General features: G+C 51.2%; 14 protein-coding genes. 12 read left to right on the plus strand and 2 right to left on the minus strand.

Going from position 1 to position 20099, the window contains the following annotated elements; translation table 11 throughout:
• The first annotated feature begins 147 nt into the window (after window positions 1–147).
• Complete coding sequence (locus tag ACTG33_RS02465; protein ID WP_439133595.1) at window positions 148–1080, plus strand: LysR family transcriptional regulator; 933 nt, start codon at window positions 148–150, stop codon at window positions 1078–1080.
• A 237-nt stretch (window positions 1081–1317) separates the two neighbouring features.
• Complete coding sequence (locus ACTG33_RS02470; protein ID WP_439133596.1) at window positions 1318–3222, plus strand: aromatic amino acid hydroxylase; 1905 nt, start codon at window positions 1318–1320, stop codon at window positions 3220–3222.
• On the opposite strand, the gene ACTG33_RS02475 is transcribed toward ACTG33_RS02470, so the two are convergent.
• Complete coding sequence (locus ACTG33_RS02475; RefSeq protein WP_439133597.1) at window positions 3201–4463, minus strand: valine--pyruvate transaminase; 1263 nt, start codon at window positions 4461–4463, stop codon at window positions 3201–3203. The two genes, ACTG33_RS02470 and ACTG33_RS02475, sit on opposite strands and share 22 nt — an antisense overlap.
• A 150-nt stretch (window positions 4464–4613) precedes the next feature.
• Here ACTG33_RS02475 and ACTG33_RS02480 point away from each other — a divergent pair, with 150 nt between their 5' ends.
• From ACTG33_RS02480 to ACTG33_RS02515, 8 genes are all read left to right on the plus strand, one after another.
• Window positions 4614–5399: an amidohydrolase gene (locus tag ACTG33_RS02480; protein ID WP_439133598.1), complete on the plus strand. Its 786-nt coding sequence runs from the start codon at window positions 4614–4616 to the stop codon at window positions 5397–5399.
• 168 nt (window positions 5400–5567) lie between these two features.
• On the plus strand, window positions 5568–6692 hold the full coding sequence (locus tag ACTG33_RS02485) for an aminotransferase class V-fold PLP-dependent enzyme (RefSeq protein ID WP_439133599.1): 1125 nt from the start codon (window positions 5568–5570) through the stop codon (window positions 6690–6692).
• A gap of 165 nt (window positions 6693–6857) precedes the next feature.
• Window positions 6858–10901, plus strand: a complete 4044-nt coding sequence (putA, locus tag ACTG33_RS02490; RefSeq protein ID WP_439133600.1) for a bifunctional proline dehydrogenase/L-glutamate gamma-semialdehyde dehydrogenase PutA — start codon at window positions 6858–6860, stop codon at window positions 10899–10901.
• 205 nt (window positions 10902–11106) lie between these two features.
• A complete protein-coding gene (gene queA / locus ACTG33_RS02495; RefSeq protein ID WP_439133601.1) occupies window positions 11107–12171 on the plus strand; it encodes a tRNA preQ1(34) S-adenosylmethionine ribosyltransferase-isomerase QueA in 1065 nt (354 codons plus the stop codon).
• Window positions 12172–12241: 70 nt separating this feature from the next.
• Window positions 12242–13354, plus strand: a complete 1113-nt coding sequence (gene tgt, locus ACTG33_RS02500; protein ID WP_439133621.1) for a tRNA guanosine(34) transglycosylase Tgt — start codon at window positions 12242–12244, stop codon at window positions 13352–13354.
• A 201-nt stretch (window positions 13355–13555) separates the two neighbouring features.
• Window positions 13556–15430 carry a protein translocase subunit SecD gene (secD, locus tag ACTG33_RS02505; protein ID WP_439133602.1) on the plus strand — a complete coding sequence of 625 codons (1875 nt, stop codon included), beginning with the start codon at window positions 13556–13558 and terminating at the stop codon, window positions 15428–15430.
• Window positions 15431–15527: 97 nt separating this feature from the next.
• A complete protein-coding gene (gene secF / locus ACTG33_RS02510; RefSeq protein WP_439133603.1) occupies window positions 15528–16451 on the plus strand; it encodes a protein translocase subunit SecF in 924 nt (307 codons plus the stop codon).
• 665 nt (window positions 16452–17116) lie between these two features.
• Window positions 17117–17494, plus strand: a complete 378-nt coding sequence (locus ACTG33_RS02515) for an acyl-CoA thioesterase (RefSeq protein ID WP_439133604.1) — start codon at window positions 17117–17119, stop codon at window positions 17492–17494.
• A gap of 172 nt (window positions 17495–17666) precedes the next feature.
• On the opposite strand, the gene ACTG33_RS02520 is transcribed toward ACTG33_RS02515, so the two are convergent.
• The gene (locus tag ACTG33_RS02520; protein ID WP_439133605.1) at window positions 17667–18473 is read right to left on the minus strand and encodes an inositol monophosphatase family protein; all 807 of its coding nucleotides are present in this window, start codon (window positions 18471–18473) and stop codon (window positions 17667–17669) included.
• A 250-nt stretch (window positions 18474–18723) separates the two neighbouring features.
• On the opposite strand from ACTG33_RS02520, the gene trmJ reads away from it, so the two are divergent.
• Both trmJ and iscR read left to right on the plus strand, forming a co-directional pair.
• On the plus strand, window positions 18724–19515 hold the full coding sequence (trmJ, locus tag ACTG33_RS02525; RefSeq protein WP_439133606.1) for a tRNA (cytosine(32)/uridine(32)-2'-O)-methyltransferase TrmJ: 792 nt from the start codon (window positions 18724–18726) through the stop codon (window positions 19513–19515).
• 111 nt (window positions 19516–19626) lie between these two features.
• Window positions 19627–20097, plus strand: coding sequence for a Fe-S cluster assembly transcriptional regulator IscR (gene iscR, locus ACTG33_RS02530; protein WP_439133607.1), 471 nt, complete (start codon window positions 19627–19629; stop codon window positions 20095–20097).
• Window positions 20098–20099: the final 2 nt, after the last annotated feature.

Here is a 20099-nt window from a genome sequence, read left to right on the forward strand (position 1 = left end):
AACTCAATTTGGAGGGAGTCTAGTAGAGATATTAAGTTTCATAAATTGCATATTATCTATCTTTAGTTTCATCATTGTGAAACATTATGAGGTGGCGTAAAGTACCTTTTCTAACCGACTGGGTGTATCACTGACAGGAATCGCGCTATGGGGCGTAAACAAACGGCTTTACTAGGGCAATTGAGCGACATTGACCTGCGTTTGCTACGGGTGTTCCGGGCTGTGGCAGAGGCGGGGGGCTTTTCCGCTGCTGAGCTGGAGCTGAATGTCGGGCGTTCCACTATCAGCCGTCATATTAAGGATTTGGAGGTTCGTCTCGGCGTGAGCTTATGCCGCCGTGGACGGGGCGGTTTTGCCCTGACGGATGAAGGCCGGCAAATCTATCAGGCAACTTTGCGTCTGCTGGGATCTCTGGATGCCTTCCGGGGGGAGGTGGCGGACGTACACAAGCGCATGACAGGGCATATCTCCATCGCGCTGTTTGATAAGACGGCTACCAATCCGGATGCCCATATTGACGATGCCTTGCGGCGTTTTGATGAACTGGCTCCAGAAGTGAGTCTGGACATCCATATCGAGCCTATTAACGAGATCGAACGGGGGGTGATGGAAGGGCATTTTAATCTGGGGGTGATTCCTGCTCACCGGAGTTCACCCAGTTTGGCTTATCAGCACCTGTTCTACGAGCAAATGTATTTGTACTGCGGCTACCGCCATCCGCTGTTTGATCTTCCGGAAATCAACCTTACGGACGACGATATCCGCAATTCCAAATACGCAGGGTTGGGTCATCACTCACCGAATATGGAGGTGGGAAATCGTTTGGGATTGCAGCGTGATGTGACTGTGAACGATCAGGAAGCAATCGTTCATTGTCTACAGTCTGGTCGATACATCGGCTATTTGCCGGACCATTATGCGGATACTTTCCTGAGGCAGGGCAGTATTCGGGCCATCGGGGCAGAGAAGTACCAGTACCGCTGTGACTTTGTGGCCATTCACAGGCTTTCTCCCAAGCCTTCCAGAATTGTCGCCACCATGCTGGAGTGCCTGCTGGAGGCTCACGGCCAGTCTGTTTGATTCGTATTTCCTGTTTCTTCATGTTCTTGTGCGACTGCTCAGCTGTTTTTGTCTTCGAAATCATCTAAAAACTAGCCTTTTAGGGCGATTCATTCTTAAAAAACTGCGGTTAGGTATGGCTTTGAAGAGGTAAAACCTTCAAGGCTGTCATAAGCTTGAAATAAAAGAAGTTAGGAGTTATCTCATGCCATTTCCTTTCAAGTTTATCAGTTCATTGCAGCGTAAGAGTCGCAGGGTATGACTCTTCGGGAGCAAGAGAAGCAGCAACAACAAAAGCAGAGACAGATTGTACAAAACAGCGAACAGCGAAAACCTTCTTCGCAAGAGAGCCTGAAACCTCAGGACGATCTAAAACAACAACACGATATTATTGCCAGTCTGCCACCGCATCTGCGTCCTTTTGCTGCCCTGCAGTACTACGAACGGTACACGCCACGAGATCAGGCAGTGTGGCGATTTTTACTGCATCAACTGCGGGAAAATCTGACGCGTTCTGCAGAATCGACCTACCTCGAAGGCCTGGAAAAAACCGGCATTAATCCGGACTATATCCCTCGTATTGAAGAAATGAACGCCTGCCTGAATAAGCTGGGTTGGCGAGCGGTGGTTGTTGATGGTTTTGTGCCTCCCGCCATTTTTATGGAGTTTCAAGCTCATCGTGTGCTGGCGATTGCAGTGGATATGCGCTCCATTGAGCATATGCTGTATACCCCGGCGCCGGACATTGTGCATGAGTCAGCCGGACACGCACCGTTTATTATCGATGTGGATTACGCGGAATTTCTGCAGCGTTTTGGTGAGCTGGGTATGCGTGCGGTTGCCAGTAAAGGCGACTTAAACGTCTATGAGGCGATTCGTTCACTTTCAATCCTCAAAGAAAACCCCCGTTCCACGTCAACCCAGATCAATGCTTCTGAGCGGGCACTTCAAGAGGCGATTGACGCGAACTATCCGCCTTCGGAAGCCGCACTCTTGTCACGCCTTCATTGGTGGACCGTTGAGTATGGGTTGGTGGGGGCTCCGGATGATTACCGTATTTTTGGTGCAGGTTTGTTGTCATCACTGGGCGAAAGCATGAACTGCCTGGATGATGATAAGGTCACCAAATTGCCTCTGACGGTGGATGCTGTAAACATCGAGTACGACATTACCCGTGAGCAACCGCAGCTGTTTGTGACTCGCAACTGCCGGCATTTAAGTCAGGTTCTGGAAGAGTTTGGACGGCAGATGTGCGTTAACCAGGGCGGGGCAGATTCTGTATGGCAGGCGATAGACGCGCAGACCATTAATACTGCGGTTACCAACGCCGGTGTCGAAATCAGTGGTTTGTTTACGGAAGTGCTGACGGATGCGGTGGGCAATATTACCTATCTCAAAACCACCGGACCCACACAATTGGCGTATCAGCAAACAGAATTGCCCGGACACGGTACGCAAGCACATGAAGCGGGTTTTGGCTGTCCGATTGGTCGGCTGCAAACTATGGAGCGGTGTTTGTCATCCTACACCGTGGATGAGTTAAAGCAGCATGGGATCAGCCAAGACTCTTGGGTTCAGCTGGATTTTCTCTCTGGGGTGCGGGTGAGTGGGCGTTTAACCCAGCTTCTGCGCAGGGATCAGAAAAATCTGGTGTTTACCTTTGAGGAGTGCACGGTCACCGGTATTGATGGCGAAGTTTTATTTGATCCCTCATGGGGTGTGTTTGATATGGCCGTGGGAGCAGAGGTGGTATCTGTTTATGGCGGCTCTGCAGACAAGGATACGTTCCCGATGTTTCATTCCGCATCAGCATTGCAGGGGACGGCAGATGCAGATCCGGAACCAGGTTCCTATTACGAAGGATTGCAGCGGTTGTTTTCTTTTTATGAAAATATTCGGAATTTTCGCGAGGCTTTTCCGGTTGATGGCGGTCGGCAGCGGGTAGAAGAGTGGATTCTGAGGCTGCAGTCCTGCGATCGGGGTGAATGGTTAATGGTATTTGAAGTACTGGAATTGGCTCTGATGTATGAGGTGGACGATGAGCTGTGTCAGGTGCTCATCGACCGTTTGGTGCAAATGGAATGTCAGGGATGTGACAATCAGAAACGTCTGATTCAGTACGGTTTAAAACGGCTGCGCACTCAATTTTCGGATTCGGCGTAAGCTTTGCGTACTTCCTCTGCAATGATATTAACCCCTTGTTTTACGATTGTACCGCCTTGAGCGTAAGACACGCGGATGCATTCGTGTTTGTGTCTCCAGTCGTCATCAATACCGATAAAGAAGTTGTGGCCTGGCACGACCAGGACCCCGCGTTTCTTCAGGCGTTCATAGAGCTCCTGGCTGCTGATCGGCAAACCATCGAACCACAGCCACAGGAAGATAGCGCCTTCGGGCTTGTGTATGTGGTAGGGCAGATCGCCGAGCGATTCCTGAAACCATTGCACGGTTTGTTGTGATCCTTCACGGTAGAAGGGCGCCACGTGGTTTTGCGACAGGGTAAGAATCTCTCCGGTACGAAACAGCTCTTTGGCCAGTGCGGGGCCCAGCGTTCCGCAAGCCAGGTTCACAATGGTATTGGCATTGGTATAGGCGTGAATGATTTCTTCGTTGGCAATTACGATACCTGTGCGGACGCCGGGAAGTCCAAGTTTCGACAGACTCAGTGCCAGAATCGTGTTTTCGTTCCAGTGGGGTTTGGCCTCGGTGAAAATAATACCCGGGAAGGGAACGCCATAGGCTCCATCGATAATAAATGGAATGTCGTGGGCTATCGCAATCTCGTCCAGATGTGCAATTTCTTCATCGGTGAGCACATTGCCAGTAGGGTTGGTGGGGCGAGACACGCACAGAGCCGCCGTGGTTTCATCCGGTTGCAGTTGAGAAAAGTCCACGTGATATTTGAACAGATGGTCGTCCAGCAGTTCGATACTGGGGCGAGTCGCACTGAAAAAGTTGTCGCTCAGGCCGACATCGCCATAGCCCAGATATTCCGGAGCCAGCGGCAAGTGAATTGAGCGCTGGCTACCATCAGCCATAGTCCCCGCAAACATATTGTAAAGGACGAAGAAGGCGGATTGGCTGCCATTGGAGACGGCAATGTTATTGGCGGTGATTGACCAGCCAAATTGCTTGTTCAGAAATGCGGCCAGTTGCTCCAGAAATTCCCGATCACCCTGTGGTGACTGATAGATGCCAAACAGACTGTGCCGCTGTTGAGGGTCGGCCATAATACTTTCCAGCCGCTGCTGAAAAATCGATTCGACTTCTGGTAGCCGACCGGGATTGCCGCCTCCCATAAAAATCATGTCGGGGTTCTCATTCAGAGCGGATCCCAGATCGTCCATCAATTCGACGATGCCTGAGTTTCCCGCGAACTTTTGTCCGAATGCTGACAGTTTCATGACTTTTACCCCTAAAGCTCGAAGCCCCTATTGTAACACGATGGGCCATCACGCCAGTAAATTGTGCGCGATTTGCCCTTTTGCGGCCCAACGGATTAGTCTACTCTCACATGTGAAATACACCCTGTTTTCCAGAGAGGATTACACGTTATGCCTCAGCAAGATCTGCGTGTCAGTGTGGTGCAGCACTCACTGGCGTGGCAAGACCCGGAAGCTAACCGCTCCCGTTTTGGCGAGATGATTCTGAATGACACCAAAGATTCCGATCTGGTGGTGTTGCCAGAGATGTTTACCGCAGGCTTTAGCATGGATTCCAAGAAGGTCGCGGAGCCGGCAAAGGGCGATACTCTGGTTTGGATGGAAGAGATGGCGCGGACTACGGGTGCCGTGATCACCGGCAGCTATGCCGTCGCTGACGAAGAGGGTGGTTTGCCCTATAACCGCCTGGTGTGGATGCGCCCAGACGGTAGCTATGAAACCTACAATAAACGCCATTTGTTTCGCATGGCGGGAGAAGATAGCCGCTATCAGGCGGGCGGTGAGCGCATCATCACCGAGCTCAAAGGGTGGCGTGTGTGCCCGCTGATTTGTTACGACCTGCGTTTTCCGGTCTGGTGTCGCAATCGCAACGATTATGATCTGTTGGTGTTTGTGGCTAATTGGCCGGCTGCGCGTGCTTTTCCGTGGACGCAATTGTTAAAAGCCCGTGCCATTGAAAATCTGGCCTGTGTTGTGGGTGTCAACCGGGTGGGTGAGGATGGTAATGGCCACGCTTATTCCGGCGACAGTATTGTGCTGGATGCGAAAGGCAAGGCGCTGGTGGTGCCTGGTTCCGACCGGGGGGTGTTCAGTGCAACCTTGTCTGCCGATGAGTTGAACGCTTTCAGAGAGAAGTTTCCGGCGCATCTGGATGCGGACGACTTTGAGTTGTTGTGAGCTTATGAGCCTGCAAGAGGGTGAAGATAGGTAGATTCCCTTAGGGTATCGAGTACAATACGCGCGCTTGAATGGTCTTTGAGCTTTACCGTTGGAATGGCGTTTGAGCCTTACCGTCGAAATAGCTTACCGTCGAAATAGATAGAAACAGAGATAGAGAGAACTACCATGTCTGGATTACTGCCTGATATCGACCCTGAAGGGTTGCTGGAATATTCCGTTGTATTTACTGATCGCTCCCTGAATCATATGTCGCAGGCTTTTCAGCAAGTGATGCGTGATATCTCGGGCACCTTAAAAAGCGTCTATAACGCGGAAGCGGTTGCAGTGGTTCCCGGTGGCGGAACTTACGGAATGGAAGCGGTCGCAAGGCAGTTTGCAACTAATCAGAAGTGTCTGGTAATCCGCAATGGCTGGTTCAGTTTCCGCTGGAGCCAGATTTTGGAGATGGGGCAGATCAGCTCTGATGTTCGGGTGTTAAAAGCTGCACCGGTGAGCGACAGTCCGCAGGCTGCTTTTGCACCGGCACCGATTGAAACGGTTGTGCAGACCATTGCCGATGAGAAACCTCAGGTTGTCTTCGCGCCTCACGTAGAGACGGCATCCGGTATGTTGTTGCCAGATGACTACATCAAAGCCATGGCGGATGCGGTACATGCTGTAGGTGGCTTGTTTGTCCTGGATTGTATTGCCTCGGGTACCTTGTGGGTTGATATGAAAGCGCTGGGGGTGGATATCTTGATCAGCGCCCCGCAGAAAGGTTGGAGTGCATCCCCTTGCGCGGGTCTGGTGATGTTGGGCGAAGAAGCCCTGAAGCGTATTGAGTCGACCACCAGCACCAGTTTTGCCTGCGATCTGAAGAAGTGGCTGCAAATCATGCAGGCCTATGAAAATGGTGGTCATGCTTACCACGCTACTATGCCTACTGATGCGCTGACCAAGTTTCGTGACACCATGAAAGAATCTGAAGCTCTGGGGTTCGATAACCTCAAGCAGCAACAAATCGAACTCGGTCGCCGTGTGCGCGAACTGCTGTCCGAGAAGGGGTTTAACAGTGTGGCCGCCAAGGGGTTTGCAGCGCCGGGCGTGGTGGTCAGTTACACTGCTGAAGCCGATATCCACACGGGCAAAGCGTTTCTGGCCCAGGGATTACAGGTCGCCGCAGGTGTGCCTTTGCAGTGCGATGAGCCTGCGGACTACCAAACTTTCCGTATCGGTCTGTTTGGTCTGGATAAGTTGGGTAACATTGATCGTACGGTCGCCTATCTGGACGAAGCACTGTCCAAAGTGTAAGCCGGATAAACAACACTAGAAGATGATCTGAGTGCCAAAAAGCCTCCTCCTGAGAGATCGGGAGGGGGCTTTTTTCGTTTTTGCGGGTCTGACCTCTCGATAGCAGGCCTGCGGGAGAAATTGTTAGCTATAGTTCAGCATATGAAGCGGAAAAAAGCAGCTTATATGTCTGATAGAGTCGAACCTGAAAGAGCCGAAAAAGCCCCATTACACACAGATCCCCGTTTTGTCTTTGATCGTGACGAGAGGGAAACCTTCCACAGCCTGTTTCACGGTGATAGCCCTCTGGCGCAAGCTCGCCAAACGGTTAATGCCTATTATCGCAAAGATGAAGTTGAAGTGGTCAGGCGCCTGTTGGATGGGTGTGCGATGGACGAGCAGTCGCGCATTCGCATTGAAGCGCAGGCGCGTCACTGGGTAGAAAATATTCGTGAATCGTCTTCTCTCAGTGCCCATGTGGATGAATTTCTCAACGAGTTTTCCCTGTCTACCGATGAGGGCGTGGCGCTTATGTGCCTGGCTGAAGCCTTATTGCGAGTTCCGGATGACTACACCATAGACCGTTTAATACACGACAAATTGTCTCGCGGAAACTGGTCTGAGCATCTGGGGCAGCGGGACTCTTTTTTTGTCAACGTATCCACCTGGGGACTTTTGTTAACCGGTAAGTTTACCGATTACATTGCGCCTGACGAGACGGATACAAAGGGAAGAAGCGGTCAGCACAGTAGCTTTTGGCATCACACATTAACCACAACGCTACGACGTATGGGGGCTCCTGTCATTCGTGCCGCTTTGCGTACCGCCATGCAGGTCATGGGGTCGCACTTTGTAATGGGTAAGGACATGGCCGATGCGTTGAAGCGCTCAAAGCATCAGGAACTTAAAGGATATCGCTACTCCTACGATATGCTGGGGGAGGGTGCTCGTTGTCAGAAAGATGCGGATCGCTATTTGCAACGTTACCAAGATGCGATTGAGATGTTGGGGCAGGATGAATCGGACAATAGCAGTTACGATGGCGTGAACCCCGTGGCCAGTGCCGGAATCTCCGTCAAATTGTCAGCGTTACACCCGCGCTATCAGTGGTCGCAACGCGCCCGGGTTGTACAGTCTCTGGTTCCAAAATTAAAGCAACTCGCGTTGCAGGCGAAGACCCATAACATAGGTTTGACCGTCGATGCCGAAGAGGCAAGCCGTCTGGAGCTTTCTCTGGATATTTTTGAGCAGGTTGCGAAGGATCCCGATCTGGAAAGCTGGGAGGGATTGGGGCTGGCGGTACAGGCTTATCAAAAGCGGGCACTGGTGTTGATTGACTGGGTGCAAATTCTGGCGAAACAGTTAGAGCGAAAAATTGTTGTACGTTTGGTAAAGGGAGCTTATTGGGATTCCGAAATTAAATGGTCTCAGGTAGAAGGGCAGACTGATTACCCTGTGTTCACCCGCAAAGCCGCAACGGATGTATCCTATCAGGCTTGTGCGCTCAAGCTTTTATCTTATCGTGATTTTTTGTACCCACAGTTTGCGACTCATAACGCGTATACCGTGGCAACGATTTTAGAAATGGACAGTTCCTTATCCGAATCAGCTGAAAAGACCTCACCCAACAGCCTGTACCGCTCAGGTTATGAGTTTCAGCGATTGCACGGTATGGGTGAAAGCCTTTATGAGCAAGTGATGAAATCCGAATCAGTTCCCTGTCGGGTCTATGCTCCTGTAGGTGAGCATGCGGACTTGTTGGCGTATCTGGTTCGGCGCTTACTGGAAAATGGCGCAAACAGTTCCTTTGTTAATCGTCTTTTGAATTCCCATGTGTCGGTGGATACTCTACTGGAGGATCCCCTGAAATCTCTGTCGGCACGTCCCGAGTTGCGACACCCCGATATCCCTTTGCCAGAAAACTTATACCGTTTTAAATCCTTGTCAGGTAGCAGAAAGAATTCACAGGGTCTTGATTTGAGTGATGCATCGACTCTCTTTCAGTTGGAGGAAGATCTGCAGCAATGGTGGCAAGATAAGGCCGCGGGCAGCCGCTATCACACCAGAGTCATGCCTGATGACAGTGACACCATTGATAATAAACTGGCATTGGCGCAACAAGCTTTTCAGGAATGGTCGAAAACCCCGGTGAAGAAGCGTGCACAACTCTTTCGTCAATTGGCTGATGTTTTCGAGAAAGAATGCACCAGTTTGATAGGGCTTTGCATTCAGGAGGCAGGTAAAACCATCGATGATGGTGTCGCCGAGGTGCGAGAGGCCGTTGATTTTTGTCGATACTATGCGGATCAGGCAGAAGACTTGACGACAGATTCGGATGTTGAAGCCAGGGGCGTAATGCTGTGTATCAGTCCGTGGAACTTTCCTCTTGCGATTTTTACTGGGCAGGTTTCGGCTGCACTGGTCGTGGGAAATACGGTGCTGGCAAAACCGGCAGAGCAAACGCGCAAGATAGCGTTAAGAGTTGCTGAGCTAATGGAGCAGTGCGGTTTTCCGAGGGATATTTTCCAGATTATCATCGCTCCAGGCAAGCTGGTTGGAGAACAGTTGCTACCGGATGAAAGAATTCAGGGGGTTATGTTTACCGGATCAACGGCAACCGGACATACACTGTCCCATGCCTTGGCTAATCGTTCGGATACAGGCATTCCACTGATTGCAGAAACTGGAGGCCAGAATGCGATGATCGTAGATTCCACGGCCTTGCCTGAGCAGGTGGTGGACGATGTGATTATGTCGGGATTTCGCAGTGCGGGGCAGCGCTGTTCATCTTTGCGTGTACTGTTTCTGCAGGACGATATCGCCGACTCCATGATCTCAATGCTCTGCGGCGCCATGGAAGAATTAACCATCGGCAATCCTGCATTATTGTCGACGGATATTGGTCCGGTAATTGACGAGAATGCCAAGAAAAAAATCCTGATGCACTGTGGATATTTAGACAGTCTTTATGAAGATGGTCTTACGCAGCAATCACAGCATTTAGACTCGGCGGACGAATCTAGCAGGGGACGCCCTGATATGGGTGTGAATCCCGATACACAGGTATGGGCGAAATTGCACTTCCGTTGTTCTGTCCCAGAGGGTCTTGAAGGCACATTTGTGGCGCCGCATCTGTATGAAATTTCAGACTTGTCGGTGCTGTCTGAGGAAGTGTTTGGTCCTGTGGTGCATGTGATCCGTTATGCAGCAAAAGACCTGGACAGGGTGATCGATCAAATCAATGGTCTGGGGTACGGTCTGACATTAGGTGTCCATTCCCGCATTGAATCGGTTGCGGAGCATATCGCCGATAAAGCCCGAGTTGGGAATGTTTATATCAATCGAAATATGATTGGCGCGGTGGTGGGCGTGCAGCCATTTGGCGGTAGAGGTCTTTCCGGAACCGGTCCAAAAGCCGGAGGGCCACAATACCTTGGGCGTCTGGTGCAGTTTTCGTCGAATCCCATCGACGAAGATCGGGAAAATCATTTAAAAGAAAACCATGAGTTGGGTGCTGTCTGCGTAGAGAATGCTCACGTGGCACCGCGCCTCTCTGCTTTTCGCGCCTGCATCCGCAACTGGCAGAGTCATCAGCAACGGGATCCCTGGTTGCAGTCTTTATTGAATGATGCCTTGCCAGAGCTACGTCAGTTGAATGCCTTGGTAGGGTGCGGTTGCCTCAACCCGACGCTGTTGCCAGGGCCTGCGGGTGAAATCAATCAATTGGTACTGGAGCCCAGAGGCAGGGTAGTTGTGGTACTGGCAGAGCATGGCAGTGTCAAAGAGGCTCTGTTGAGCGCCATGAGTGCGCTTTTAGTGGGGTGTGATGTGACGGTTCTTGCGGATACGGAATATCAGTCCCGACTTGAGACCCTGTTTGCGTATTGGGGTGAGTGTTCAGACAATGATTCTGCTGAAAACGACGGTGAGCACGATAGTTCAGACAATGAGTCATCAGAAACTGTCACATTACCTGCTCTACAGCTAGAGCCGTTGTCGGATCTGCAACCCGTGTGTATGAATTCGGATGTTAAAGCCGTTATGTTGAGCGGCCCTGCATCGCTGGAGAAATCCATAGAGCAATGGTTGGCGCAACGAGAAACCGGCATAGTGGCTTTGATTGGCTGTGAGCCGATAGAGCAGAGGTTGCTTCGACTTACTGAAGAAAAAACCATCAGTATTAATGTTTCGGCGGTGGGTGGTGATACGTCGTTGATGTCGCTGTCTTAGTCCCGGATCCGGTGCCAAGGGGGAGTCTATGGCGAAGCATCTGGCCCAATTGTCAGCTCCTGTTGTTTTAAGGGGGTGTGTCTGAGGCGAACCTGATAAATGTCCACGCGCAGGGCAGTTTTTGATGTCAAACGTGGCCTCAGAGCCCGTTTTCCTATACCCTTGCACCCCTTGAATTCAGTGGCCTCAGAAGTATTTTCCTGTTATGCGTCGTCAGGACTTTTATTATCAACTCCCCGACGAGCTGATTGCTCGTCAACCTGCCCCGGAGCGCCGGGGCAGTCGTTTGTTACGTCTGGATGGTGAGACTGGTTCAATCCAGCACGGTCAGTTTCCGGATCTTCTCAACTGGTTAAAGCCCGGTGACCTGATGGTGTTTAACAATACCCGGGTGATTCCTGCACGGGTATTTGGGCAAAAGCCCACCGGTGGTCAGGTTGAAGTGCTGGTGGAGCGTGTCATTGATAGCCACCGCGTGCTGGCTCACACCCGCGCCAGTAAGTCACCGAAAATCGGTACTCCGATTATTCTGGAAGACGGCACTGAGTTGATGGTGGCGGGGCGTCATGAGGCCTTGTTTGAGCTGAAGTTTCCCCAGGATCAGCCCGTTCTGGACGTGCTGGAGCGCATTGGTCATATGCCGTTGCCGCCCTATATTGATCGCGATGATGTGGATGATGACCGCGAGCGGTATCAGACGGTCTACAGCGATCAGAGCAAAAAAGGAGCCGTCGCGGCCCCCACAGCTGGTTTGCACTTTGATGATCAGCTGTTAGAACAGTTAAAAAGCCGAGGCATTCGTATTGCTTTTGTGACCTTGCACGTCGGGGCGGGGACTTTTCAGCCAGTACGGGTCGATAACATCAAAGAGCATCAGATGCACAGCGAGATCATGGAACTGGATGCCGAGGTCTGTGATTTGGTGAAAGAAACCAAGGCGGCTGGCGGCCGGGTGATTGCTGTGGGTACCACCAGTGTTCGCTGCCTGGAAACCGCTGCCCAAAATGGCGAGCTGAGCCCGTATCAGGGCGAAACCAACATCTTTATCTATCCTAGTTATCAATATCAGGTCGTGGATGCGCTGGTGACAAACTTCCACCTGCCAGAATCCACCCTGTTGATGCTCGTCTCTGCGTTTGCAGGCTATCGCAATACCATGGCGGCCTACGACGAGGCGGTTGCTGAACGCTATCGCTTCTTTAGTTATGGCGATGCCATGTTTATTACCCGCAATCCCAACGCTACCACTGAGGAAATCTGTCGTGAGTGAGGTTGACGTTAACGCATCCGAAGGGAATTCACCTTGCGGGGATTCGCCTTCAGCTCAGCGCGAGTGTTTCATGAATTTCGAGCTGGATACCACCGAAGGCAAGGCTCGACGTGGTCGTTTGAAGTTTCCGCGCGGGGTTGTGGAAACTCCGGCTTTTATGCCGGTGGGAACCTATGGCACGGTGAAAGGCATGTTGCCCCGGGATATCGAAGAGATTGGTGCCGATATCATTCTTGGCAATACCTTCCATCTGATGCTGCGTCCGGGCACCGAAGTGGTAAAAGCCCACGGCGACCTGCACGATTTTATGCAATGGCAGGGGCCGATACTCACCGATTCTGGTGGCTTTCAGGTGTTCAGCCTGGGGAAGATGCGCAAGATCACCGAGCAGGGCGTGACGTTTCAGTCTCCCATTAATGGCAGCAAAGTTGAGCTCAATCCTGAGATCGCCATGCAGGTTCAGCGGGATCTGGGCTCAGACATTGTCATGATCTTTGATGAGTGCACGCCGTACCCGGCAAGTGAAAAAGAAGCCCGTGATTCGATGGAGCTGTCCCTGCGCTGGGCCAAGCGCAGTAAAGACGCACATGGCGACAGCCCCTCGGCACTGTTTGGCATTGTGCAGGGTGGGATGTACGAGCATTTACGCACCGAATCGCTGCAGGGACTCAGTGAGATTGATTTTGACGGCTACGCGATTGGTGGGTTGTCCGTCGGCGAACCGAAAGAAGACATGATCCGGGTGCTGGATCATTTAACGCAAGAGATGCCGGCGGATAAGCCCCGTTACCTGATGGGTGTTGGCAAGCCAGCCGATATCGTGGAAGCTGTGCGCCGCGGTATTGATATGTTCGATTGCGTGATGCCGACAAGAAATGCCCGAAATGGTCATTTGTTCACCAGTGAAGGTGTAATCAAAATCCGCAATGCCAAGCATCGTCATGATACCGGGCCGCTGGATGCGGAGTGCGATTGCCACACCTGCAGTAATTTCAGCCGCAGCTATCTGCATCATTTGGACAAGTGTGGTGAAATTCTCGGTGCTCAGTTGAATACCATTCACAACCTGCGTTTTTATCAGAATGTGATGTCTAGCCTGCGTTCAGCGATTGCCGAACATCGGTTGGATGATTATTTACAGGAATTTTACGGCAAGCAGGGATTAGAAGTCCCGTCTCTGTAATTTAAAGGTACTTCCTCTGTATTATTAAAAGTACTACCTCTGTAACGGTAGGGCTGTAAAAGTAAGTGACCGGGTAAAGCATTGTAAATTTCAAAGCTGCCCATATGTCTTGGTAATCCGACTGTATAAAGTGTCGGGTTTATCAAAATAATAGAACACAATTCAGACAAGCTAGACTCAAATCGCCATTTGGAACTTCATATGTTGAATCGTTACCCTTTATGGAAATACCTGCTGATTCTGGTCATCGCCGCAATTGGTGTGATCTACGCAGCGCCCAATTTGTATGAACCTGATCCCGCTGTGCAGATCTCTGGCCAGTCCGGAGCAACCGTGATTGATGAGCGCACGCTCAGCATGGTGACCAAAGCGTTGGATGAGGCGGGCATTGAATATTTTGGTGAAGAGTCCAACGGCAAGAGCGCTTTGTTGCGTCTGGAGAACCTGGATCAACAGCTGTCTGCCAAGAAAGCCATCCAGCAGAAGCTGGGTTACAACTACGTTGTCGCTCTGAACCTGGCACCAACCACACCTGAATGGTTGCGTAGCTTTGGTGCCGAGCCGATGAAACTGGGTCTGGATCTGGCCGGTGGTGTTCACTTTTTGTTGGAGGTGGACACCAAATCAGCGATTGCCAAGCGTCTTGAGTCCACCGTCAGCGAGATGAAAAGCAAGCTGCGAACCGAGAAGATCCGTTACCAGTCAGTTCGCCTTTCGGACGACAACGTGATTACCGCGTCTTTCAAAACCGCTGACTTGCGTGACCGTGCGAGCAGTGAAATCCGTTCTGAGTTCCCCAATCTCACCCGTGAGAGCGTTGATGAGTCCAATCGCTTTTTGGTGAAGTTGGCCATGTCTGAACAGGCAATTGGTGAAATTGAAGACTATGCCGTCAGCCAGAACTTAACCACCTTGCGCAATCGTGTGAATGAATTGGGTGTTTCTGAGCCCATCGTGCAGCGTCAGGGCAGAAATCGTATTGTGGTGGAGTTGCCGGGTGTACAAGATACTGCGGAAGCCAAGCGTGTTATTGGTAAAACAGCGAATTTGGAGTTCCGTCTGGAGGCCAAACCTTCTGAGTTGGTAACCCGTAAAGAAGCGTTCCCGTTCCGCAGCGAGCTGGATCAGCGCCGCTTTGGTGATGCCTTCTTGGAAAAGAAGCTGATTATCTCTGGTGATCATGTGGCGAACGCCAAATCCAGTTTTGATAGCCAGACCAGTCAGCCCCAGGTGAACATCACTCTGGACAGTTTTGGTGGTACCAAAATGCACCGTTCGACCCGCAGTAATGTTGGCCGTCGTATGGGTGTGCTGTTCATCGAATACAAGACCAAGATGGACTATGAAGTCGATGAGTCGGGTGAGCAAATTGCTATTCCAACCCAGATCATTGAGAAGAAAATCATCAGCCTGGCGACCATTCAGAGTGCGCTGGGTGTTCAGTTCCGAATTACCGGTCTGGATAACACGGCGGAAGCCTCGGAACTGGCACTGCTGCTGAGAGCCGGTGCTTTGGCGGCACCGATGTACTTCGTGGAAGAGCGAACCATTGGTCCGTCATTGGGGGCTGAAAATATTGGTGTCGGTGTGAAATCGGCTCAAATCGGCCTGGCGCTGGTTCTGGTGTTCATGCTGCTGTATTACCGGGTCTTTGGTTTGGCGGCAAACGTTGCGCTGGCACTGAACATCGTTTTGTTGATCGCGTGTATGTCGATTCTGGGCGCTACACTAACACTGCCGGGTATTGCGGGTATTGTCTTAACCGTGGGTATGGCGGTGGATGCCAACGTGCTGATTTTCTCGAGGATTAAGGAAGAGATTGCCAATGGGTTACCGCCGCAGTCGGCCATTAACTCGGGTTTCGATAGAGCCTTTACTACCATTCTCGATGCCAATATCACGACGCTGATCGTCGCGGTGATCCTGTATGCCATTGGCTCCGGACCGGTTCAGGGGTTCGCCGTGACCTTATCCATCGGTATTCTGACTTCCATGTTTACCGCAATTATGGGAACTCGTGCACTGGTTAACCTGATTTATGGCGGTCGTCGTAAAGTCGAGAAGTTGTGGATTTAAGCAAGGTAGTTGCCGGCCACTGTTTTTACAGTTGCTGCATATTTTAGAACCAGATTCATGATGCCGCCTCGGCGGCACTCAAACGGATACAGAGAAGATGTCAAAAGAAGCGAAAATTTATAACTTCATGGGACGGCGCAAGCTGGCAGCTGGCTTTTCTATTGTCATGTTGCTTGTGGCGCTGGGCTCGCTGGCGATTAACGGTTTGCAGTTCGGTCTGGATTTTACCGGCGGTACTCAAATCGAAGTGGGCTATGAAAAGCCTGCCAACCTACAGGATATCCGCGACCGCTTGGAAACCGCAGGGTTTGAAGGGGCAGTGGTGGTGTTCTTCGGTGAAGAAACCGATGTCCTGATCCGATTACAGCGTGCGGTTGATCCAGGGTTGGGAGATGAAATTCTGGCCGCCCTCAAAAAAGACACCGCATCTAATATGAGTGTTCGTCGGGTTGAATTTGTAGGGCCTCAAGTCGGTGAGGAGCTGAAGAATGACGGCGGTATTGGCATGTTGTTCGCTCTGGCTGTGGTCATGTTGTATGTAGCCATGCGCTTCCAGTACAAGTTCTCGGTAGGCGCCGTGGCCGCCCTGATCCATGACGTCATCATTGTCCTTGGCGTTTTCTCAGTGCTCCATCTGGACTTCGATTTAACCGTATTGGCCGCCGTGTTGGCGGTGATTGGCTATTCATTGAATGATACCATTGTTGTGTTTGACCGAATTCGTGAAAACTTTCGCAAGTTACGCGGTGAGACTCCGACAGAAGTCATTAATGGTTCATTAACCCAAACCCTGGATCGAACCTTGATCACATCAGGGACGACGATCATGGTTTTGCTTGCGTTGTTTTATTTTGGTGGTGAGATGATCCATGGCTTCGCGACAGCATTGCTGATTGGTATCTTTGTCGGTACCTACTCATCGATTTATGTGGCCAGTAATGTGCTCCTGAGTATGAACATTTCCAAAGAGGATTTGATGCCTCCTGTGAAAGAAGGAGAGGATCTGGACGAAGTGCCCTGATCCACCTGTGTTGATTTCTCTCCGATCCTGAGCGCCTTTGCCCAGGATCCTGAAACGCTCCTCTACAGGGGCGTTTTTTGTTTGTGCTCTAGTCATTCAGCTTCTGATCTTGTCTTACCATTCCTTAAGTCTTCCTGCTTTTCTCTGCCGCTCTTTTGGGCATTCTTTTCTTGTTGGTGTCAGTCATTTCACGCTTTGAGTGCATCGCGAGTGTGGTGGTGTGTTTTGGGGGGGGGCACCGGATGCTTCGTGCTGCAGACGTGGTGAGATCCACTATGTCCGTAATGGTGCGTTTTTAGGGAGCGCTTTTAGTTTTAATGGCTCAGCGGAATTCAATGTCTGGGTGAGTTGCTCTTAAAGCCTCTGATTATCGCGGTTTTTCAGTGCCCACAATAAAAATTTATCAGGGGTTTTTGTGGTGCATGGCAAAGCGTCAAATTAGAGCATGGTTCTATTTTGGGGCGGCGAGTACATATAAACCCTGAAAAACGGCCTGTTTTTTTGGCACGCCCTTTGCTATTTAAATAACAGTTAAGAGTTATACGAGTTAACAGTTAAGAATAACTGTAAGAGTAGAATAAATATAACGTTTCACTCCAGGCGAAACCCGTCTCAGTCGGGCAGTGAGAAACTGAGATTACCTTTTAGATTTATGGAGAAATGTTATGAAGTTTTATTCCAGACGTGTCATTAAGCCCACGGATTTAAACCCTTCCAATGTGCTGTTTGGCGGTGCGCTGTTGAGCTGGATTGATGAAGAAGCTGCTATTTTTGCGGCCTGCCAAATGAAAACTCAGCGTCTGGTCACCAAGTTTATTTCTGAAATTAATTTCACCAGCTCTGCCAGAAGCGGAGATGTGATTGAGTTTGGTCTGTCAGTAGCGCACGTCGGGCGGACATCATTAACTGTGAAGTGTGTTGTACGTAATAAGGTGACACACGAGTCGATCATTGAAATCGACAAGATGGTCTTTGTGGCAATGAGCGAAGATGGCGTACCTGAGCCTCACGGCGCTACCACTGAAGCGGCTGTTGCGGCCTAGAAACTTATTCTCTGAGCTTGCGCCCTGTTCGCAGGGCCCTTTTTTTAAGAATTTAGCTGTGTGTGGTGAGGTTAGCCAGGCACAGGAAACCGACTCTCTCCGAGCTTGTGGCCCTGCAGACAGCAGGGCTTTTTTTTGTCGGTCATTTGGGGGAGAGCAGTTTCGGCGGTTATCAGATTTTGCCCATGTGTTTGCCGACGATTTGGAGGAGAGGCTTAAAGACTTTGGGGGGAGCGCAAACAATGTTGCCGCTATCCATCGAGGTATTGCCGCCTTTAAAGTCGCTCACGAGTCCGCCAGCTTCTTTCACCAGCAGAATTCCTGCAGCCACATCCCACGCTTGCAAGTTCATTTCCCAGAAGCCATCAAACCGGCCAGCAGCCACATAGGCCAGGTCCAGTGACGCTGCACCAGGGCGGCGAATACCGGCAGTTTGACCGGCTATTTCTTGCAGGGCTGCGAGATAAGGTGTGATGTTTTCAAAGGCGTAGCCGTTGAAGGGAATGCCGGTGCCAATCAGTGCACCACCCAGGCCGCGACGTTCGGAAACACGAATACGGCGGCCGTTTAAGGCAGCACCTTTACCGCGGCTGGCAGTAAACTCTTCACGGGACATGGGGTTTAATACCACGGCGTGTTCGATCTGCCCCTTGTAAAGACAGGCGATGGATACGGCAAAGTGGGGGATGCCGTGCAGGAAGTTGGTGGTGCCGTCGAGAGGGTCGATGATCCACTCGTAGTCTGCACCCTTGCCGCTACCGGCGCTGTGCCCTGTTTCCTCACCCCAAATGGCGTGATCGGGAAACGCTTTACGCAGATGGTAAATCACTTCTTTTTCGGCAGCTTTGTCCACTTCAGAGACAAAGTCGTTGCGGCCTTTTTCTTCGAAGGCAACAACATCAACACGTTCCAGAGCGCGCTCAATGAGCTCGCCAGCCTTGCGTGCAGCACGCAGGGCGATATTCAGCATGGGTTCCATAGGGCACCAACCGTTAACGGCAATCAATGTGAAAGAGCAGACACCGCAAGATCGCAGCGCCTCAAAAAGGGGGCGGAAGTATAACAGTCTGTTCGAACTGTGAATATACCCGCCGGGCGCTAACTTCGGGATTTGCGCGTCTCACTGCAATATCTGGCTATTAGGATAGAAGGCAATTTGTTAAACTGCGCGCCTTTTTCCCTGAGCTATTACCTCTGACCCACGATTTCGCTGATAATTTGGATTAAACATGTCCGACGCGCTGCTGCAAAAGATACGAATTGTACTGGTGAACACCAGTCACCCTGGCAACATTGGCGGTGCTGCACGCGCCATGAAGAATATGGGCTTGTCCCAGCTTTATCTGGTGGAGCCCAAGGAGTACCCGGCGGATAAAGCCGTTTGGCGCGCCGCAAACGCTCAGGATGTTCTTGAGGGTGCCATTGTTGTGGATACGCTGGAAGAGGCTGTTTCCGGTTGCGGGCTTGTGGTTGGTACCAGTGCCCGCGAGCGCCGTATTCCCTGGCCGTTGGTCACGCCTCGAGAGTGTGGTGATCGGGCGGTGGCAGAGGCTCAGCAGCACGATGTGGCTATCGTGTTTGGCCGTGAAGACCGCGGTTTAACCAACGAAGAGCTGCACAAGTGCAATTATCACGTCCATATCCCTTCAAACCCGGATTACAGCTCGCTTAATTTGTCTTCGGCGGTGCAGGTACTCGCCTACGAGGTGCGCATGTCCTGGTTGGCCCTGAAAGAGGGCAAGGCCGTGCACTTTGATGACTGGGATCAGCCGCCTGTCCAGCACCAGGAGCTTGAGCATTACTACGAGCACCTTCAGGCCACTCTGGAGCGGCTTGGCTTTCTTGAGCCTGGCAACCCCCGGCAGACCATGACTCGCCTGCGACGCTTATACAGCCGTATTCGTATGGATAAAATGGAACTGAGCATCCTCAGAGGCGTGCTGACTTCAGTTCAGAATTACATCTTCCATACCGACAACAAAATCAAAGCCCTGACAGACGCCGAAAAGAAGGAAGATTAACCTCTTTTTCTGTCCTCAAGTAATACCATACTAAATTAGTAGGTTATATACTTGACCAAAGAGGTTGGTTTTTACATAATTCGCGCCCTGAAAAGCCCACAGGATAGGTCTATGCGTCTTACAACCAAAGGTCGATACGCTGTCACTGCCATGCTGGATTTGGCCCTCAATGCTGAGAAAGGCCCGATCAGCCTGGCGGATATCTCCAAACGTCAGGAGATTTCCCTGTCGTATCTGGAGCAATTGTTCTCCAAATTACGTCAGCAAGCTCTGGTGGGCAGTGTTCGTGGGCCGGGTGGTGGCTACAAGCTGAGTCGCGAAGCACAAGACATTTCTGTGGCTGAAATTATTGACGCGGTGAACGAGTCCATTGATGCCACCAACTGTGGTGGCGTGGGCAACTGTCAGCATGGTCAGGTGTGCCTCACTCACTATCTATGGTGTGACTTGAGTGATCAGATACACGATTTTCTCAGCGGTATCAGCCTCGCCAGTCTGGTAGCTCGTCAGGAGGTGCGCGAAGTGTCTGATCGCCAGAATACGGAGCAAAAACTGCAGCTCATCGCAGCAGGGGAAATGTGAGT

It is taken from the genome of Pseudomaricurvus sp. (genome assembly GCF_965662505.1).
GTDB lineage: Bacteria > Pseudomonadota > Gammaproteobacteria > Pseudomonadales > Cellvibrionaceae > Pseudomaricurvus.

Coding starts and splice junctions, on each gene's coding strand:
- ACTG33_RS02465 (WP_439133595.1), top strand. CDS start 148: ATGGGGCGTAAACAAACGGCTTTACTAGGGCAATTGAGCGACATTGAC.
- ACTG33_RS02470 (WP_439133596.1), top strand. CDS start 1,318: ATGACTCTTCGGGAGCAAGAGAAGCAGCAACAACAAAAGCAGAGACAG.
- ACTG33_RS02475 (WP_439133597.1), bottom strand. CDS start 4,463: ATGAAACTGTCAGCATTCGGACAAAAGTTCGCGGGAAACTCAGGCATC.
- ACTG33_RS02480 (WP_439133598.1), top strand. CDS start 4,614: ATGCCTCAGCAAGATCTGCGTGTCAGTGTGGTGCAGCACTCACTGGCG.
- ACTG33_RS02485 (WP_439133599.1), top strand. CDS start 5,568: ATGTCTGGATTACTGCCTGATATCGACCCTGAAGGGTTGCTGGAATAT.
- putA (WP_439133600.1), top strand. CDS start 6,858: ATGTCTGATAGAGTCGAACCTGAAAGAGCCGAAAAAGCCCCATTACAC.
- queA (WP_439133601.1), top strand. CDS start 11,107: ATGCGTCGTCAGGACTTTTATTATCAACTCCCCGACGAGCTGATTGCT.
- tgt (WP_439133621.1), top strand. CDS start 12,242: ATGAATTTCGAGCTGGATACCACCGAAGGCAAGGCTCGACGTGGTCGT.
- secD (WP_439133602.1), top strand. CDS start 13,556: ATGTTGAATCGTTACCCTTTATGGAAATACCTGCTGATTCTGGTCATC.
- secF (WP_439133603.1), top strand. CDS start 15,528: ATGTCAAAAGAAGCGAAAATTTATAACTTCATGGGACGGCGCAAGCTG.
- ACTG33_RS02515 (WP_439133604.1), top strand. CDS start 17,117: ATGAAGTTTTATTCCAGACGTGTCATTAAGCCCACGGATTTAAACCCT.
- ACTG33_RS02520 (WP_439133605.1), bottom strand. CDS start 18,473: ATGGAACCCATGCTGAATATCGCCCTGCGTGCTGCACGCAAGGCTGGC.
- trmJ (WP_439133606.1), top strand. CDS start 18,724: ATGTCCGACGCGCTGCTGCAAAAGATACGAATTGTACTGGTGAACACC.
- iscR (WP_439133607.1), top strand. CDS start 19,627: ATGCGTCTTACAACCAAAGGTCGATACGCTGTCACTGCCATGCTGGAT.